The organism is Campylobacter sp., assembly GCF_019423325.1.
Lineage (GTDB): Bacteria > Campylobacterota > Campylobacteria > Campylobacterales > Campylobacteraceae > Campylobacter_B.
This window is the reverse complement of the sequence record NZ_JAHZBQ010000003.1, coordinates 330,838-347,035: the sequence shown is the minus strand read 5'-3', so window position 1 is coordinate 347,035 and position 16,198 is coordinate 330,838. Positions and strand designations below refer to the sequence as shown.

Sequence of the window (16,198 nt, the reverse complement as noted above, 5' to 3'; positions counted from 1 at the left end):
GCTTTGATTTTGCTTTATCTATAGAATTATTAATTTAAATTCGATTTACTTTAAGTGCAGAATTTAAAAGCTGTTTAGAAAATAAGAGTAAAACCCGCCTAATTATCAATTTAGGATAGATTATGAAAGAACATGGATTTTACGCCGCGGGGCTAAAGGATGTAGTCTTAAGCGACGATATCGAAATTTGCGGCGATGAAGAGGAGGCGAAAAATGAGGAATTTATCGTCGCTAATTCGCCGAAATTAAAAGCGCAAATTTATGCGCCCGAGATAAATTTTTATATAGAAAATTCCGCAGATGAGCCGCTGCAAATTGCTAAAAACGTAGATATTTTGTATCGCGCCAAAGATATCGCCTTTGACGGTGCCCTAGATAGCGACTATCAAAAGCCCGTCGGCAAAAACGTAATTCTCGCCTGTGATGAGCCGCGAGAGGGGCTTGTGGGGCTACTTAGGCAGCACGGATTTAAGGTGATTGCGTTAAGCAGGGCCGAGATTAAGTTCGTCTATGGCGAGATTGGCGATCTTGCGGTTACGATTTTAAGCGAGCAGGATGAGGTTGAGACCGAGGCGGATTTTTTCTTGATTAGCGGCGCGGCGCCCTATCAATTGCGACAAAGCGGCTGCTACGAGATCTCGGGGCTAAAAGACGATGAAATTTTAGAAATTTTAAATTCCAAAAGCCCGGTTTATCATTATAAGAATTCCACGATCTTCGATCCTGCGATCTGCCAGTATCAGGGCAGGCGAAATGAGCTGCGCGCGCCATGCGTGGAGGTTTGCCCCACAGTGGCGATTTTGAAAAACGACGAAAAACGCGAGCTCGTATTTTCGCACATCGACTGTATAGGCTGTGGCGCGTGCGTGAGCGTCTGTCCTAGCGGCGCGCTGAAATTTGCCAAGTTGCCCCAAAGCGTATTTGGGGAGATCGCAAAGCTCTATGCAGGCAAAATTCCGCTTCTCATCGCAGAGAGCGAAATCGTGTCCGCACCCGCAGTGCAGCTTCCGTGCGGCGTGCTACCGTTTGGAATTTTCGGAAGCAAGCAAATAGATGAGGTAAATTTGCTAAGCGCTATGCAGGAAAGCGGCTCGAGTGTGATCATTTACGGCACGGACGTGGGCGAGGGCACGCGTGAAGCGGCGGAGCTTGTCAATGGAATTTCGCGCGCGATCTACGGCAAGGACGCGGTATTTTTAGCGCGAAATTTAACCGAGCTGCAAGAGGCGCTAAAGTGGGCGCAAAGCTCTCAGCCCTGGGCGTTTAGCTTAAACGAGCAGGGCCTTAGCAAGAAAGAAATTTTTTCCAAACGCGTAAGCGCAATGGTCGGCGAGGGCAGCTTTGGCGCCGTAAAAAGCGGAGAGTTGCTAAAATTTGGCAAAGTAAGCATAAACGAAGCAAGCTGCACGCTCTGCCTTAGCTGCGTGGGCGCCTGTAATACCGGCGCGCTGTATGCCGATAACAGCGACAATTCGATTAAGCTCAACGCTTCGCTTTGCACATCGTGCAACTACTGCGTGCTAAGCTGCGCCGAAAAGGATACGATCGAGCTTGAGCCTTGCGGCGTGGAGCTTGAGCCGGGATTTTTTAATTACAAAATGCTAGCTAAAGATGAGCTTTTTAAGTGCATTGAATGCGGTAAGGAATTTGCGACGAGCAAAGCCGTGATGAAGATCGCGGATATGATGGGTGCGCATTTTGCAAACGAGCCTGAAAAGATGAAGACTCTTTTTTGCTGCGGCGATTGCAAGGCGAAAATAATGATAAAAAAGCAGATAGAAGATGCTAGAAAAGGGGCAATGTAATGGATGCGAATCTACTTCAAGCAAGAAGCTACTACTACGAATTTTTTGCAATTCCGTTTTTTTTCTATGAAACGGATGCGAAATTTAAGCGTTGGAAGGAGCAGCTGGAGTTTTTACGCAGCTCGCCCATTGTGCCTAGCGATGAGGCGGAATTTCAAAATTTGGAGAAATTCGACTTTTCTGCGTTTAAAAGCGAGCAAAATTCCGTACTTTTTGATTTTTCATACGCCAATGTGCCGATGAGTGCGAGCTTCTACGACGAAGGACGTGACGACGGGCGTATGCGTGTCGCGGTAATCGACGTGCTAAAAAAGAGTAAATTTCGCCGCAATATGGAGCTTTGCAAGGAGTGCGAGGACTATGTGGGATTTATTTTTTACCTGCATTCGACTCTGCTGCGCGACGCGGCTGCAAAACACAGCGCAGTTTTAAACGGACAAAATTCCGTGGCAAACGAGCAAAATTTTACGAATAGCGCGAGCTTGACGGCGCAAGACAGAAAAAATTCTGTAGATTCGCATGACAGTAAAAATTTTACAGGCCCGCAGGATGGTAAAAATACTGCGAATTCGCAATACGCTAAAAATTTCGTCGGCGCGCAAGACGGCGAAACGCTGGCGTTAGAGCTTTTTACGAATGTCACCAACAGCTTTGTGGATGAGTTTAGCGAGCTTTTGTGCGGGCATGTGCGGGCGGATTTTTTCAAATCATTAGGCGCACTAATGAGAAGCTTTTTTGCGCTTGAACGCTCGCTTTTAGCGCTTGCCGCTCCGCAAAAGAAAGATCGCAGCGTCGTTAAAGAAGCGATCAAAAAAGGTGGCTATCAAAATAAATTTACCAATCCGGAAGATATTTTTGATCTGGATTGATAAATAAAATTTTTAACCAAAATCTTAACGTAAAAGCAGAATTTCGGTTAAATTTTAGACTCGCAAACTCTAGTTTTGCGAGTAGTTTTTTAGTTAGAACTTTATATTTTGAATTTTAAATAAAATTTAAAAAGTAACTTAAAATTTAATTTCCATCTCACTGCCTTTTCGTTATAATTCATTAGACTTAAATCCTGTAACAGGCGTTACTACAATAAAAGATTTAAAGCGATTTCTTCACAAAGGAAAACCATGGAGAACAAACGCAGAGATTTTCTTAAAAAATCTCTAAAAATCGGCGCGGTAGGCGCTGTGGGCGTTGCCGCGTCTCAGGCGCTAGCAAAAAGCGAGCAGGACTATGGCGATACCGTTCGTGGCAAATCACCGAAAAAAGAGGTGCTTTACTGGGAGAGTGAAGCGTGGAAAAAATACTATAAAGTAGCTTACTAGGAGAATTTTCATGAGTGAGAATGCGATCGGAAGGAGATCGTTTTTGAAACTCGCCGCTTTAGGAGCGAGTAGCGTAGCTGCGTTTGGCGAAAATAATACGCTAAGAGCCGCTACTGAGCAAGAGATCAAAAACCCATTTCCAGGTTCCGTTATGAAGCGAACGATATGTTCGATCTGTTCCGTAGGCTGCGGTATCGAGGCTCAAGTGGATGAGAGCACCAATACCTGGATTCGCCAAGATATGGCAGTAGATCACCCGATCTCGCAGGGCAGTCACTGCTGTAAGGGAATCGATCAGATCGATCTAACCAAATCTAAAATGCGTCTTAAATATCCGCTCAAAAAGGTTGGCGGCAAGTGGGAGCGCATCAGTTGGGAGCAAGCCGTAAACGAAATCGGCGATAAAATGCTTCAAGTCCGTAAAGAGGACGGTCCAGATAGTGTGGTATTTCTGGGTTCGGCTAAATTTTGCAACGAGCAGGCATATTATTTTAGAAAATTTGCAGCCTTTTGGGGTACGAACAGCAACGACCACGTAGCCAGAATTTGACATAGCGCAACAGTCGCCGGTGTGGCGAATACTTGGGGTTATGGAGCTATGACAAATCACGTAGGCGATATGGCGAAAAATTCTAAAATGATCCTTTTTATAGGTGCGAATTCCGCGGTTGCAAATCCCGTGGGGGCTATGAAGCATGCTCTTCAAGCTCGCGATAGAAACGGCGCGAAAATCGTCGTCGTCGATCCAAATTTTACTAGAACTGCGGCTAAGGCCGATATGTATATTAGAATTCGTCCGGGAACTGATATAGCGTTTGTGTACGGAATGCTGCATCTAATCTTCAAAAACGGCTGGGAGGACAAAGAGCTAATAAAAACCAGAACCTACGCTGTAGATGAGATCAAGGCGGAAGCTGAGAAGTGGGATCCTAAAGAGGTAGCCAATGTCACCGGCTGCAAGGAAGAGGAACTGATAGAATTTACGAGGATGTTCGCTACCACAAAGCCCGCTACTTTATGCTGGGCGCTAGGTATCACGCAGCACTCGATCGGAAGTTCAAATACTAGAATTTTGGCTCTTTTGCAGCTCATACTAGGCAATATGGGCAAGCCAGGCGGCGGCTGCAACATCCTTCGAGGTCACGATAATGTTCAGGGTGCTACCGATATGTGCAATCTCTCCGATAGCTTACCTGCGTATTACGGGCTAGCCGATAACGCTTGGAAGCACTTCTGCAAGGGCTGGGGCGTAGATTACGAGCAGTTTATTAAAAGATTTGCCGTCTCTACTAAGCAGCCGCACGAAAAGCAGGGTGAAAAAGTGCCTGGCACGAATTTTACCGAGTATTTTCACTACGATCCGAGCATAGAGCAAGATGTGATAAACTGGCGCAACGAAAAGGGCTTTTCGCTATCTAAATGGTGGCAGGGTGTTTTGAAAAACGAGCCCGTTTTAAGTAGTGGCAATGTCCGCGTTCTTTGGGTGCAAGGCACAGGAATTACTTCTATGGCTCACGTTCGCGAGACTCAAGAAGCATTAGGTAAGATTGATATGCTGGTAGTCGCCGAGCCGTTCTTAAACGAAGTAGCGATTCTAAACGATAGACCGGATGGAATTTATGTTTTGCCGGTAGCTACGCAGTTTGAGAGCGAAGGTCATCTAAGCGCTACAAACCGCAGCGGTCAGTGGAGAACCCAGATCGTTAAGCCTCTATTTGAGAGCAAAGAGGATCAAGAGGTAATGTTTTTATTCGCGAAAAAATTCGGCTTTTACGACGAATACGTTCGCGGTATGAAGATGGGCATCGTTGATGGCGAGCTTAAGCAGGTTAAAGACGATTTTGTTTGGCCGGACGATGCTACCGATGAGATCGCACGCAATACTCAAAGCATTGGCAATAATGGTCGTACCGCAGCTAGATTTCGTAGACAGCAGAAAAACTGGCATCTATTTGATCCAGATACCCTGCGCGGCATAGGTGGCGAGGTAGAGGGCGAATACTATGGGCTTCCATGGCCTTGCTGGGATACGCAACACCCGGGCACGCCGATTCTTTACGACGTAACTAAGCCTTATGCTGACGGCGGTATGGGATTTAGAAACCGCTTCGGCTTAGAACACGACGGCGTTTCGCAGCTAGCCGACGAGAGCATTACACTTCCGGGATCAAAAATTCAAGGCGGTCATGCAGAAATTACTAAGGCAAATATCGAACAGGTTTTAGGCATTACGCTAAGTGAGGAAGAGAAAGCCAAGATGGGGCCTACATGGAGTACCGATTATAGCGGTATCATTGCTAAAAAATGCCGAGAGTTCGGAATTTGTCCTTGCGGAAACGCAAGAGCCAGAGCCAAGGTTTGGCAGTTTGCGGATCAAATTCCAAAGCATCGCGAACCGATCCACTCGCCTAGATGGGATTTGGTAGAGAAATATCCGACCTTTGCGGATCAAAAACGAAATTTCCGCGTCTTTACGAGATTTATCTCCGAGCAGAAAAAGCAGGATTGGAGCAAGGACTTCCCTACTATCGTAAGCTCGTTAAGGCTTGTAAATTTAAGCGGTGCGGGCATGATTGAGCGCACGAGCAAGTATCTTTCAGCGATTACTCCGGAGATGTTTGCGCACGTAAATCCTAAGCTTGCCGCTGATAAAGGTATCAAAGATGGTGAGATGATGTGGATTCATTCGCCGCAAGGCACGAAGATCAAAGTCAAGTGCATCTATTCGCACGCCGTAACGCCTGATCGTATTGTTATGCCGTATAACTTCGCGGGAATTTTCCAGGGCGAGGATCTAAGCGAGCGCTATCCTGAGGGCACTAAGCCATATATCAGAGGCGAGAGCTCAAATACGATTACCAACTACGGCTTTGATATAAATACGCAAATTTCGGAATTCAACGCCGGTCTTTGCAGACTAGAAAGAGCATAAGGAGATAAAATGCCGGCAAGATTAAAATTTTACGTCGACGTCGAGCGTTGCATCGCTTGCTATGGTTGCCAGGTAGCCTGCAGCTCGGCGCACGAGGTTCCCGTGCAGATAAATAGGCGCAAGGTTATCACTTTAAACGAGGGCATAGAGGGGCAGGAGGTTTCAAGCTCTATCGCTTGCCAGCACTGCACCGATGCGCCTTGTGCGCAGGTTTGCCCGGTTCAATGCTTCTATATCAGAACCGACGGCGTCGTTTTGCACGACAAAGATAAATGTATCGGCTGCGGATATTGCCTCTACGCGTGTCCGTTCGGCGCTCCGCAATTCCCTAGAGACGGAGCTTTCGGTATTAAAGGCGCGATGGATAAATGCACTATGTGCGCGGGTGGACCGGAGCCTACGTTTTCGCACGAAGAGCTACATAAATATGGTCAAAACCGCATCGCAGAGGGTAAGGTTCCGATGTGTGCGGCGATCTGCTGCACGAACGCTCTAATCGTGGGCGACGCGAGCAGAGTTTCGGAGGTTTATCGCAAGCGCGTACTTACGCGCGGCGTGAGCCTATAAGATTGTGGAATTTTAAACGCCTCCGGTTTAAAATCCCGATTCTTTTCGTAGAAATTTCAACCGAGCGACGGCTTTAAATTTAGCGGTCGCTCGGCGCAAAATTTTATTTAATAATTCCACTCTTGCCCTTTCGCCACTAGATTATTTCAAAAAATCGCTTCTTGCTGACATTAAAATTTTAAATTTATGCTACAATCACTCAAATTTAAGATTTGAAATCTTAAGCGAAAGGATCCGTCTTGAAAAATAAAATTTCACTTTTTTTGGTCATTTCGGCGTTTTTGATTTTTACGGGCTGCTCTAAAAATGTGCCCGTAAATAGCGGTATCGTGCGCACTTCCGAGCCGCTTCACATTATGGAATTTCCGCAGGATAAGCTCATAAGCGTAAATTTTACCAACACCTCGACGACGGATTCAAATTTAACCCAAGTAATGATCCAACATCTGCGTGCGGATGGATTTAAGGTCGTAAATAAAAGTGCGGCGAACGTCCAAATCGGTGGCAATCTCAACTACTTCCGCAAGGCGGATTTTTCGCGCAGATCGTGGGATAATCCGAGATTTAGCTTCGGTATGGGATTTGGCAGATATTACAGATATACTGGCTGGGGCGTAGGCTGGGGGATGCCGTTCGGATACGATCCTTGGGACGACGACGATTATTACAGAGACTACTTCTACGACTCGCAGATTAGCCTCTACATAAGCGTTAAAAACAAGGGCGCGTGGAAGGATTACGTAACGAACCTCAACTACCAAAGCATCAAAAATCCGGGTTCCAAAGATGCGGTAATGGATGCGCTAAATTTTAAAATTTACGAGTATATAAGACAGATGATTAAGCAGGGAAGATGATAGTAAAAGAGAATAAAAAGCCCGTAGCGATGACGCTGGCGGGATCGACGATTTTGGCGCTCGCTAGCGGATATTGCTACCACGCGGGCTTTGGCGGTGCGGCGCTTTTTGCTTCCGTAGTGGCGGCATTTTGCGCGTTTTTTTGCGCGCTTAGACTCGGCGCGAAAAATTATTTGCAGATCGGTGAGGATGCTTTTACGATCGTGCGCGGGGCAAATTCCGAGAGCTTCGAATACAAAGATATAGCAAATTTAGGCACAAAAACCTTCGTCGCGGGCAGAAACAAAACGGAGCTTTTAAATTTTGTATTCAAAAAAACGCCGCAGGCACAGGACCGCTTTAACTTTTTGCGATTTTACAGCGACACGGAGGCCACGCTACCGGGCTCTTTTGAAATTTCGATCTACGAGCTGAGCAAAATTTTGCGCGAAAAAGCGGGTCTTTCGCAAAGCTCTGAGGAAGAACAAGCCGCTCCAAAGATTCGCAAAGGCGCTAAGGGCTGTAAAAAAAACGCGAGTGGCGCTAAAAATTTTAAAGCTAAAAATTTTCGCGATGAGAATTCCGCTTCGCAAAATTTCGATGCGCAAAGTTCCTGCGGCGCACAAAATTTAGGTGAAAATTTAGGCACCGAGAATTTCGGCGTGGCGCAGGACTTTGCCGCGCAAAATTCTAATGGCGCCGCTGATTCAAACGGCGCGCAGAATTTAAAGGGCGCTTCAAATTTAAACGAACAAAGCTCCGCCGCGCCGAATAATACAGTTTCTTCAAATAATGCCGCTGCGGGTGAAAATTTCACAGGCGCCGAGGATTTCGCGTCTAAAATTTCCGCGGGCGATAATGAGCCTGACGCTGCGCCCGAAAGTGCGGCGGTAGACGGCTCCGATACCGCCGATGCCGCGATGCAAAGCTCCGCCTGCGAAAGTAAAAATAAGTAGAGGCGCGGTCTTGAACTCCTTGCCGATCGGAATTTTCTTGCAAGGAGCCGCGCTGATGCTCTCGCTCATCGTCGCGATCGGCGCGCAGAATATCTTCGTCATCTCCCAAGGCCTTGCGAAAAACCATGTCGCGGCTGTTTGCATGGTTTGCGCGCTAAGCGATGCCGTATTTACGGCCGTAGGGATATTTTTAATCGGCGGCGCCCTTAAGCAAGGCTCGCTTCTTACCCAAATTTTAGGCATAGGCGGGATCATATTTCTGCTCTGCTACGCGCTAAGCTCGTTTTTTAGCGCCTATAAGGGCTCGCATTTTGCCAAAATCCAAAACTCGGCAAATAGCCCGCTGGCGCCCGTCGTAGCCAAAGCCCTTGCGGTGACGCTTCTAAATCCGCACGTGTATTTAGACACCGTCGTGGTCGTGGGCTCGCTCGGCGCTACGATTGCGGATGCCCAAAAGCCGTGGTTTTACGCGGGAGTTATGTTCGTATCGTTTGCGTGGTTTTTCGGCTTAGGATATGGCTCGGGGACGCTTTCGAAGCTTTTTGCAAGCAGTAGGGCATGGCGTATAATCGACGTGCTCGTGGGAGTTTTGATGCTTTATATGGCGTATCTGATCGCGAAGTTTGTCTTTAAAATTTAAAATTTCACGCTAAAATTCCGCATTCTTGATAAAGGATCTATGATGAAAATTGAAATTGAAAGCGGGCTCGAGCTAAAAGAGGCCTTGTGGCGCGTAGAGAAAGCTCTGCGACTAGTGACCGACAAGGACGGCAAAATCACATCGAGCGCGACGCTTTACGTGGGCAAACATTCACTTTTAAATTTACTCGATACCGATCAGATCGAAAATATCCAAAACGCCTATGCGCGCGCCAGGACGGAATTTCGCGCCGAGATGCTGGGCGTGCTGGAGGGCTTTTTATCCCAAGAGGATGCCGAGAAAGATCCGGAATATGCGCTATTTAATCAGCTCTACCAAATGGCGATGACTGCGGGTAGAAAGAGCGATATTTTTATCCACGTCCAAGGCATCAGCGAAAACGAGGTCGTGCTGCGCGTGTATCAGCGCTTCGAGCTGGAGAGTGGCGAGACAATCTATTACGCAGGCGGTGAGTTTAGCTACACTCTGGATGAAAATTTCGGCAAAATTTATCGCTACGAAATTTGATTTTAGCGGTACGGCGCGAGATCGATGCCGCTTTGATCGTAAATATTGCACTACGCTTCTTTACCGCAGCGTCTGAATTTAAACCCTAAAACACGCAGCGAGCTAAATTTAGACAAACTTTCTGTGACGATAGAATTTCGCTCGATTAAGATTTATCGTAATTCCAAATTTAAAGCCGCATGTAAATTTCGCCGCATTAGCGTCAGCCTTCGAGTTCTCCTTGCTTTACATTCGTCAAAATTTTAAATTGAGCTTGCATAAATTTTTGCTCCTTAGGCACATAAATTTTGTCGGATCGCACTTTTACGCACAAGAAAAGATAATTAAACGAAGCCGAATTTAACCAAGGCGCGTATATAGGAGGGCGGGCTCAAAGATGATACGCTAGGTGGCGGTTTGCTGCCATTGCTTACTTTAAAAATTTTAAGCATTAATACGTGTAAAATGTAAAAACAAAGAAGTGAAAACGCAATGCTAAGCAGAAAAACTAGGATAATAAGAGCGCTGATCGGGCTAGCGATAATGATCGCGGGAGTCGCGTTTGGCAGCTGGTGGGGGCTAGTGGGACTCGTGCCCTTTATCGTGGGCGTCACAGGATTTTGCCCCGCTTGCTACTTTTTAAACCGCTGTTCGCTAAAGCGTTAAATTTAGCCGCGGTATGCGGTTTGCTGCGCGCCGAGGCAAGAAGCGCGATAAATTTTATGGCGAAGCGAATGAACTTTAAATTTTAATTATCCGCGCTTCGCTGCGGGATGTTAAATTTAAACTAGCCTTTTAAAGCTTAAAATTTTATCGCACGATGCAAGGCAGTAAATTTAATCTCGTGCCGCCGTCAATCGGCATGCCGCTATCCGCGTAAATTTTAGCGCTAGCCGCTTTCGGCGCTCTTGTTATAGCGAGCTTGCGCTCCGCGCCCGGCTACAACCAAACTCTATGATTAATTACACCTAGCCTCTTAAAATTCATCTTAAATTTGCTAAAATTGCAGCAAAATTTAAAATTTAAAGGAGCCCAAATGTCAAATATCTTAATCATAGGCGCGGGTGGCGTGAGCCAAGTCGCGACCGTAAAATGCGCGATGAACGCGGACGTTTTTACAAAAATCACCCTTGCAAGCCGCACCAAAAGCAAGTGCGACGCGATCGCTAAGTTTATAAAAGACCGCCTAGGCGTGCAGATCGATACCGCCCAGATCGACGCGGACGACGCCGATGCGGTCGTAAATTTAATCAAAAAAACGGGTGCCGAGCTGTTACTAAACGTCGCGCTACCGTACCAGGACCTAACACTGATGGACGCGTGCTCTCGCGCCGGCATCCCATACATCGACACCGCAAACTACGAGCACCCCGATACCGCCAAATTTGAATACAAACTACAATGGGCGAAGGACGGCGAGTTTAAAGCCGCAAACACGATGGCGCTGCTGGGAAGCGGCTTTGACCCGGGCGTGACCAACGTATTTTGCGCCTACGCACAGCAAAATCTCTTTGACGAGATCCACGAGATCGACATTCTAGACTGCAACGCGGGCGATCACGGATATCCGTTTGCGACGAATTTCAACCCTGAAATCAACCTGCGCGAAGTAAGTGCAAAGGGCCGTTACTGGGAGCGCGGCGAGTGGAAAGAGACCGAGCCGATGCAGATAATGTTCAAATGGGACTACCCCAAAGTGGGCGTCAAAGACAGCTACCTGCTCTACCACGAGGAGCTAGAAAGCCTTGTAAAAAACATCAAGGGGCTGAAGCGAATCCGCTTTTTTATGACATTCGGACAGAGCTACCTCACGCATATGAAGTGCTTAGAAAACGTCGGTATGCTACGCATCGACGAGGTTGAGCACAACGGCGTAAAAATAATTCCGATCCAATTTTTAAAGACCTTGTTGCCTGATCCTGCGAGCCTCGGTCCTCGCACGAAGGGCAAAACAAACATCGGCTGCGTGATACGTGGCTTAAAAGATGGCAAAGAGCGCCAGGTCTATATCTATAACGTCTGCGACCACGAGGCTTGCTACGCCGAGACGGGCGCGCAGGCGGTGAGCTACACGACGGGCGTGCCTGCGATGATCGGCTCGATGATGGTCGCAAAGGGCATTTGGAGCGGAAAAGGCGTCTTTAACATGGAGAATTTCGACGCCAAGCCTTTCATGGACGAGCTAAATAAGCAGGGCTTGCCGTGGGAGATGATAGAGATGAAACCGGGCGAGAGGTATGAAGTAAAATAGTAAGGCTTGTCTTTTTGCCTTACTCTGCGTTGTATTTAAATTTTACTCGGTCACGTATTTCATATACGCTCCCGTCGTAAAATTTAAATCCGCCTTGATTAAGGCAAAAATACTTCACCTTGTCTGGTGGGTATATTTAAATAGATTTGAAATTTTCGCTCTACGACAGATTGCATGTCTAGTTTTGGGACGAAATTTACTTCTTCTATTCAGCTACGAGCATAGCGACGTAGAAAACATTTAAAATCATCTCACGATACTTCGCCCTATCTTTAATCGCATTCAAATTTAATTCAGCTAAGCAGTTTACCTGCCTAGCTTACTTTTAAAAATCAAATTTCATCTCAGCTAGGCAAAAAATACTGCGCCTTATTCTGCTACGTTTAAATTCTAATTAAATTCACTCAGTCATGTATTTCATATACGCTCTCGTCCTCAAATTTTAATTCGTCTCAATCGGGGACAATACCGTGCGTCGAATGCTGCTTTAAATTTAGCTATAATCGCATAAAATTTTATCGGAGTAGATATGAAACGAATTTTAAAAGCGCTGATTTTTAGCATGGCATTTTTATTTCTCATTGTGGGTTGTGCTAGTAAAACCGCGCCCGTAGAGCTTGAAGGCAAGGAGCAAATTCGCGCGATCCAAATAGAGGCAAATCGTACGGTAATGATCGGTGACGCTTACGACTACGAATTTAGCAGTGATTATCGCGCGGCGAAAGCGGAATTTGAGCACCTAAAATCGCTCTATCCACACGCAGTGGAGGTAAATAGAATTTCGATCGCTACGGATGCATTTAATGAACCTCACGCAAGCGCGCTACTTTTTGAGTTATGGCTTGATCGCGAGAGCCTGCCGCTAGCAGATCAGCTTGTGCTTTACAAGCATCCAAATTTTACGGGCTTTAAAGATCGCGAAATTTTACAATTTAGCTTCAAAATTTTAGGCGTTCCTACGCGCGTAAAAGATCGCGATCGGATCCTAAAAAAATATGCGCTTGCTAAGCCGTTAAGTTTAAACGCGGTAGTATTTATTGATAGCGGCAGGCTGAGCGAGGAAAGTGTGCGTAAAAACGGTGAGACGCAAGACGCAGTTTTAACTATGTTTAGCCCCGTCTGGATGCCCGTCGCTGCCGTAATGCAAAGTCTCGGCGCGCTATTTGATAACGAGTAAATTCTGTCAGTAAAAATTTTGATGCTCGCTTGCTCTTACGTTGCAATATGAGGGCTGCGTTTTGGGCGGGTACGCCGCGAGTGATGTCTTGGATCATAGCGCTGTTTGTTTGGCTAAGCGTGCTCGCGGCGTATTTTAATAAGTAAATTTTAAATTACGGCGAAATTTTATAATTTGCCATCGAGTTCAGCTCTGTTTTAAACAGACGGGCGGTTTCTTAAATTTAAACTCTAGCTAAATTTAGACCGAAATTTTTAAGTAAACTTTGCTATAATCGCCGCAATTTTGAAAAACCGAGGAGAAAATATGAAACTAATTTACGCCGTTTGCGTGCTGGTCGCGTTTGCTTCGGCTCAGACCGAGACTTTGCAGATGCCGGACTTTGCCAAAAGCTCGATGAAGACGCATGAGCAGGCCGAAGAAAAACTAATCGCAAATGCCCTAAAAGGCGATCTAAACCAGATCGCAAGCGACCTGAAGATCGATAAAACTCTAAAAGGTGGCGAGTCGCTTGTCATTAACGGCGCGCATTACAGGACGATCGAGGGCGACAGCACGCAGTGGAAAGAGGGCGATGCCGTGCGCCTGCTAAGCGGCAACAAGGACGGCAGATGCCTAAGCTCGATCATGCTCAATCTGCGCACGAAAACCGTCTGTAAATTTATGTGCGACGCGTATTAAATCGCGTAAATTTTGATACTTTATAGCGCGAGCGAAATAGATTAAATTTCGGTTTGCTCGCGCCATCCGCAGTAATTTGTCGTATAAATTTCTACATCTCGCATCGCAAATCAGGTAAATTTTGCTATAATAAACGGAAATTAAACAATGCCGTTAAAAACATAGTGCGGGCGCGATAAAGCGAGTAAAATTTGTAGAGGCAAATTTTAACCCTACCGCTCGGTACTTCAAACGGCAAATCAAGGAAAAAGATGCAAAAATTTAGAATTACAAACGGCGAATGCTCACGCATGGATATCCTTTTGATCATGACGCTGGTTTATATATTCGGCATGGCGTGCAGGTTTTTTTGGATATATTGGGCTAGCGGGATTGAGCAGTTTTCTTTCGATGACGAGCTCATCATGACTACAAACGACGCCTTTGCGAACGCCGAGGGTGCGCGCGATATGATAGCGGGCTTTCACCAGCAGGGCGATCTTAGCCCGTACGGCGCGTCGATCCCTACTTTGGCATTTTTACTTAGTAAAATTTTACCCGTCAGCCTAAATAGCATTACGATCTATATGAGCGTGTTTTTAGCGCCGCTGGTGGCCGTGCCGATTATTTTGATAGCAAAAGAGTATAAGATCCTGGGCGCAGGCATCATCGCGGCACTACTTGCTTGCGTGCTGCCGGGGTATTATGTCAGGACCTTGGGCGGGTATTTTGATAGCGATATGTTAAATGCTACTCTGCCGCTGCTAACGCTATGGGCTTTGATTAGGCTCATAGGGCGAAGCGAGCAGAGCGGCTTTGCTTTACCTGCCATTTTTACGGTGATTTATGATTGGTGGTATCCTAGCTCGTATTCTCTAAATATGGCGATTATAGTGATATTTTTAATCTATACTTTGATTTTTAATAGACGCAATGAGGAAAATTACAAAGCGATTATTCTTATGGTTGCAGCGATCATAAAATTTGACGCGTATTACGAAGGTGAGACAATAATCGTAAACTATATTTTATTGCTTAAGATTGCACTAATTGCGTTTTTATATTTTTTAATGATTAAAATTCCAAGCCATAAAAGCAAAAAAGCTCTTTGGATTTTGGGTACGATCGCCGTAATTACGTTCGTCATATTCGGCGGACTTGTGCCTATAGCAATGCAGCTTAAAGCATACATCTTAAAGGATGTAAGCAAAGAGGAAATTTTCTACTTCTACGGCGTTAGAAATACGGTTAATGAGGTAGAAAACGCTAATTTCATAAAATTTGTGCTTGAATCTAGTGGGCATCTATTTATATTTATATGCGCTGTAGGAGGGCTGGCTCTATTGCTGATAAAATTCCGTTCGTTTATCTTAACCTTGCCGATGATAGCGCTTGGAGTTTTAGCACTTTTCGGTGGAACTCGCTTTACAATGTACGCTACACCGATGATAGCGCTTGGATTTGCTTATTTTATATATTTCACGCTGAATTACTTTGAAATACGCACCTGGCTTAGAAGTACTTTGTTGGCTATTTTAACCTGTTTAGCGCTAATGCCTAGCATAGATTTTATTTATAAATTCCGAGTTGCGCCTACGCTTACGAAAGACTCCATAATGCCTCTTGCGGAGCTAAAAAATAAGGCTAGCAGGGAGGATTATGTGCTATCGTGGTGGGATTACGGATATTTAATCAGATATTACTCCGATGTAAAAGTAGTAGCTGATCCCGGAGGTAGACAGGCAGGAGAATATACTTTTATGAGTGCGTTTTCCTTTAATAAAGATGAGGTAGGCTCTGCTAATATGGCAAGGCTTAACGTAGAATATATACAAAAGTTGCAAGGTAAAAAATTTGATCCTAAACTGGAAGATAAATTTAAACTAAATCTATATCAAATTCAAAAAGATTATGGCGAAGCCGATATCAATAAATTCTTAAGTTCTTTGAGTGATAAGAATTTCAATCTTCCACAGAAAACTAGGGATATATATTATTATTTTGTACCGCACATGATAGATATATTGCCTAATATCTTAAAATTTTCTACTGTAGATATAGAAACAGGTAAAGAGTCTTGGACACCATTTATTCATGTGGGTTATGATATTAGAATGGGTAAAGATGGAGAGAGCATCATAATAAATGATGAATGCACGCTGCCTAGCGTCGATCCTGAATACCTAATCTATGACGGTAAAAGAATGCCTATTAATTCATATTATCAAGTGGGCGAAGTAAACGGCAAGCTCGTCAAATTATCTAAGCAGATAGATAAAAATTCTAATCTTTACGTGATATTTTTACCGGATTACCAAAGAATTTTAATCTTAGATAAAAAGGTATTTGAGTCAGCCTTCATCCAACTTTTTGTGCTGGAAAACTATGATAAAGATCTGTTTGAGCCCGTTTATTTAAGTAATTATGCGCGGATTTACAAGTTATTAAGATAAATTTATATTCAGAGGAATATTGCGTAAATTCTTATTGCATTATGCTTTTACAAAGCGTATGTTACTAAGCGATAAAATTTATAATGCAAGCTATA

Annotated in this window: 14 protein-coding genes; all 14 read left to right on the top strand. The window is 45.2% G+C overall.

Annotated features, from left to right (window positions below):
- Positions 1-122 precede the first annotated feature (122 nt).
- The 14 genes from QZ367_RS09505 to QZ367_RS09440 all read left to right on the top strand — a co-directional run bounded on the left by QZ367_RS09505 (position 123) and on the right by QZ367_RS09440 (position 16,103).
- Positions 123-1,805, top strand: coding sequence for a 4Fe-4S dicluster domain-containing protein (locus tag QZ367_RS09505; RefSeq protein ID WP_291940073.1), 1,683 nt, complete (start codon positions 123-125; stop codon positions 1,803-1,805).
- A complete protein-coding gene (locus QZ367_RS09500; RefSeq protein ID WP_291940072.1) occupies positions 1,805-2,674 on the top strand; it encodes a molecular chaperone TorD family protein in 870 nt (289 codons plus the stop codon). Before QZ367_RS09505 ends, QZ367_RS09500 begins: the two co-directional genes overlap by 1 nt.
- Before the next feature lie 252 nt (positions 2,675-2,926).
- Positions 2,927-3,124 (top strand): twin-arginine translocation signal domain-containing protein, encoded by a 198-nt coding sequence (locus QZ367_RS09495; protein WP_005871103.1) that lies wholly within the window; start codon positions 2,927-2,929, stop codon positions 3,122-3,124.
- A 10-nt stretch (positions 3,125-3,134) separates the two neighbouring features.
- Positions 3,135-6,056, top strand: coding sequence for a formate dehydrogenase subunit alpha (locus QZ367_RS09490; protein WP_291940069.1), 2,922 nt, complete (start codon positions 3,135-3,137; stop codon positions 6,054-6,056).
- Positions 6,057-6,065: 9 nt separating this feature from the next.
- On the top strand, positions 6,066-6,623 hold the full coding sequence (gene fdh3B, locus QZ367_RS09485) for a formate dehydrogenase FDH3 subunit beta (RefSeq protein ID WP_005871109.1): 558 nt from the start codon (positions 6,066-6,068) through the stop codon (positions 6,621-6,623).
- Between the two features lie 239 nt (positions 6,624-6,862).
- A complete protein-coding gene (locus QZ367_RS09480; RefSeq protein WP_291940066.1) occupies positions 6,863-7,480 on the top strand; it encodes a hypothetical protein in 618 nt (205 codons plus the stop codon).
- Entirely contained in the window at positions 7,477-8,415 is a 939-nt protein-coding gene (locus QZ367_RS09475) for a hypothetical protein (RefSeq protein ID WP_291940064.1), read from the top strand. The genes QZ367_RS09480 and QZ367_RS09475 overlap by 4 nt, the downstream gene beginning before the upstream one ends.
- A gap of 10 nt (positions 8,416-8,425) precedes the next feature.
- On the top strand, positions 8,426-9,055 hold the full coding sequence (locus QZ367_RS09470) for a LysE/ArgO family amino acid transporter (protein ID WP_291940062.1): 630 nt from the start codon (positions 8,426-8,428) through the stop codon (positions 9,053-9,055).
- A 42-nt stretch (positions 9,056-9,097) separates the two neighbouring features.
- Entirely contained in the window at positions 9,098-9,583 is a 486-nt protein-coding gene (locus tag QZ367_RS09465) for a hypothetical protein (protein WP_291940060.1), read from the top strand.
- Positions 9,584-10,054: 471 nt separating this feature from the next.
- The gene (locus QZ367_RS09460; RefSeq protein ID WP_291940058.1) at positions 10,055-10,228 is read left to right on the top strand and encodes a DUF2892 domain-containing protein; all 174 of its coding nucleotides are present in this window, start codon (positions 10,055-10,057) and stop codon (positions 10,226-10,228) included.
- Positions 10,229-10,598: 370 nt separating this feature from the next.
- Positions 10,599-11,813 (top strand): saccharopine dehydrogenase family protein, encoded by a 1,215-nt coding sequence (locus QZ367_RS09455; RefSeq protein WP_291940056.1) that lies wholly within the window; start codon positions 10,599-10,601, stop codon positions 11,811-11,813.
- Between the two features lie 529 nt (positions 11,814-12,342).
- Complete coding sequence (locus QZ367_RS09450) at positions 12,343-12,990, top strand: hypothetical protein (protein ID WP_291940054.1); 648 nt, start codon at positions 12,343-12,345, stop codon at positions 12,988-12,990.
- A gap of 306 nt (positions 12,991-13,296) precedes the next feature.
- The gene (locus QZ367_RS09445; protein ID WP_291940053.1) at positions 13,297-13,671 is read left to right on the top strand and encodes a hypothetical protein; all 375 of its coding nucleotides are present in this window, start codon (positions 13,297-13,299) and stop codon (positions 13,669-13,671) included.
- 251 nt (positions 13,672-13,922) lie between these two features.
- Entirely contained in the window at positions 13,923-16,103 is a 2,181-nt protein-coding gene (locus tag QZ367_RS09440) for an STT3 domain-containing protein (RefSeq protein WP_291940051.1), read from the top strand.
- The last annotated feature ends 95 nt before the right edge of the window (positions 16,104-16,198 follow it).

Excerpts from the sequence above, each read along its gene's own strand:
- QZ367_RS09505 (WP_291940073.1), top strand. The coding sequence starts at position 123 with ATGAAAGAACATGGATTTTACGCCGCGGGGCTAAAGGATGTAGTCTTA.
- QZ367_RS09500 (WP_291940072.1), top strand. The coding sequence starts at position 1,805 with ATGGATGCGAATCTACTTCAAGCAAGAAGCTACTACTACGAATTTTTT.
- QZ367_RS09495 (WP_005871103.1), top strand. The coding sequence starts at position 2,927 with ATGGAGAACAAACGCAGAGATTTTCTTAAAAAATCTCTAAAAATCGGC.
- fdh3B (WP_005871109.1), top strand. The coding sequence starts at position 6,066 with ATGCCGGCAAGATTAAAATTTTACGTCGACGTCGAGCGTTGCATCGCT.
- QZ367_RS09475 (WP_291940064.1), top strand. The coding sequence starts at position 7,477 with ATGATAGTAAAAGAGAATAAAAAGCCCGTAGCGATGACGCTGGCGGGA.
- QZ367_RS09465 (WP_291940060.1), top strand. The coding sequence starts at position 9,098 with ATGAAAATTGAAATTGAAAGCGGGCTCGAGCTAAAAGAGGCCTTGTGG.
- QZ367_RS09460 (WP_291940058.1), top strand. The coding sequence starts at position 10,055 with ATGCTAAGCAGAAAAACTAGGATAATAAGAGCGCTGATCGGGCTAGCG.
- QZ367_RS09455 (WP_291940056.1), top strand. The coding sequence starts at position 10,599 with ATGTCAAATATCTTAATCATAGGCGCGGGTGGCGTGAGCCAAGTCGCG.
- QZ367_RS09450 (WP_291940054.1), top strand. The coding sequence starts at position 12,343 with ATGAAACGAATTTTAAAAGCGCTGATTTTTAGCATGGCATTTTTATTT.
- QZ367_RS09445 (WP_291940053.1), top strand. The coding sequence starts at position 13,297 with ATGAAACTAATTTACGCCGTTTGCGTGCTGGTCGCGTTTGCTTCGGCT.
- QZ367_RS09440 (WP_291940051.1), top strand. The coding sequence starts at position 13,923 with ATGCAAAAATTTAGAATTACAAACGGCGAATGCTCACGCATGGATATC.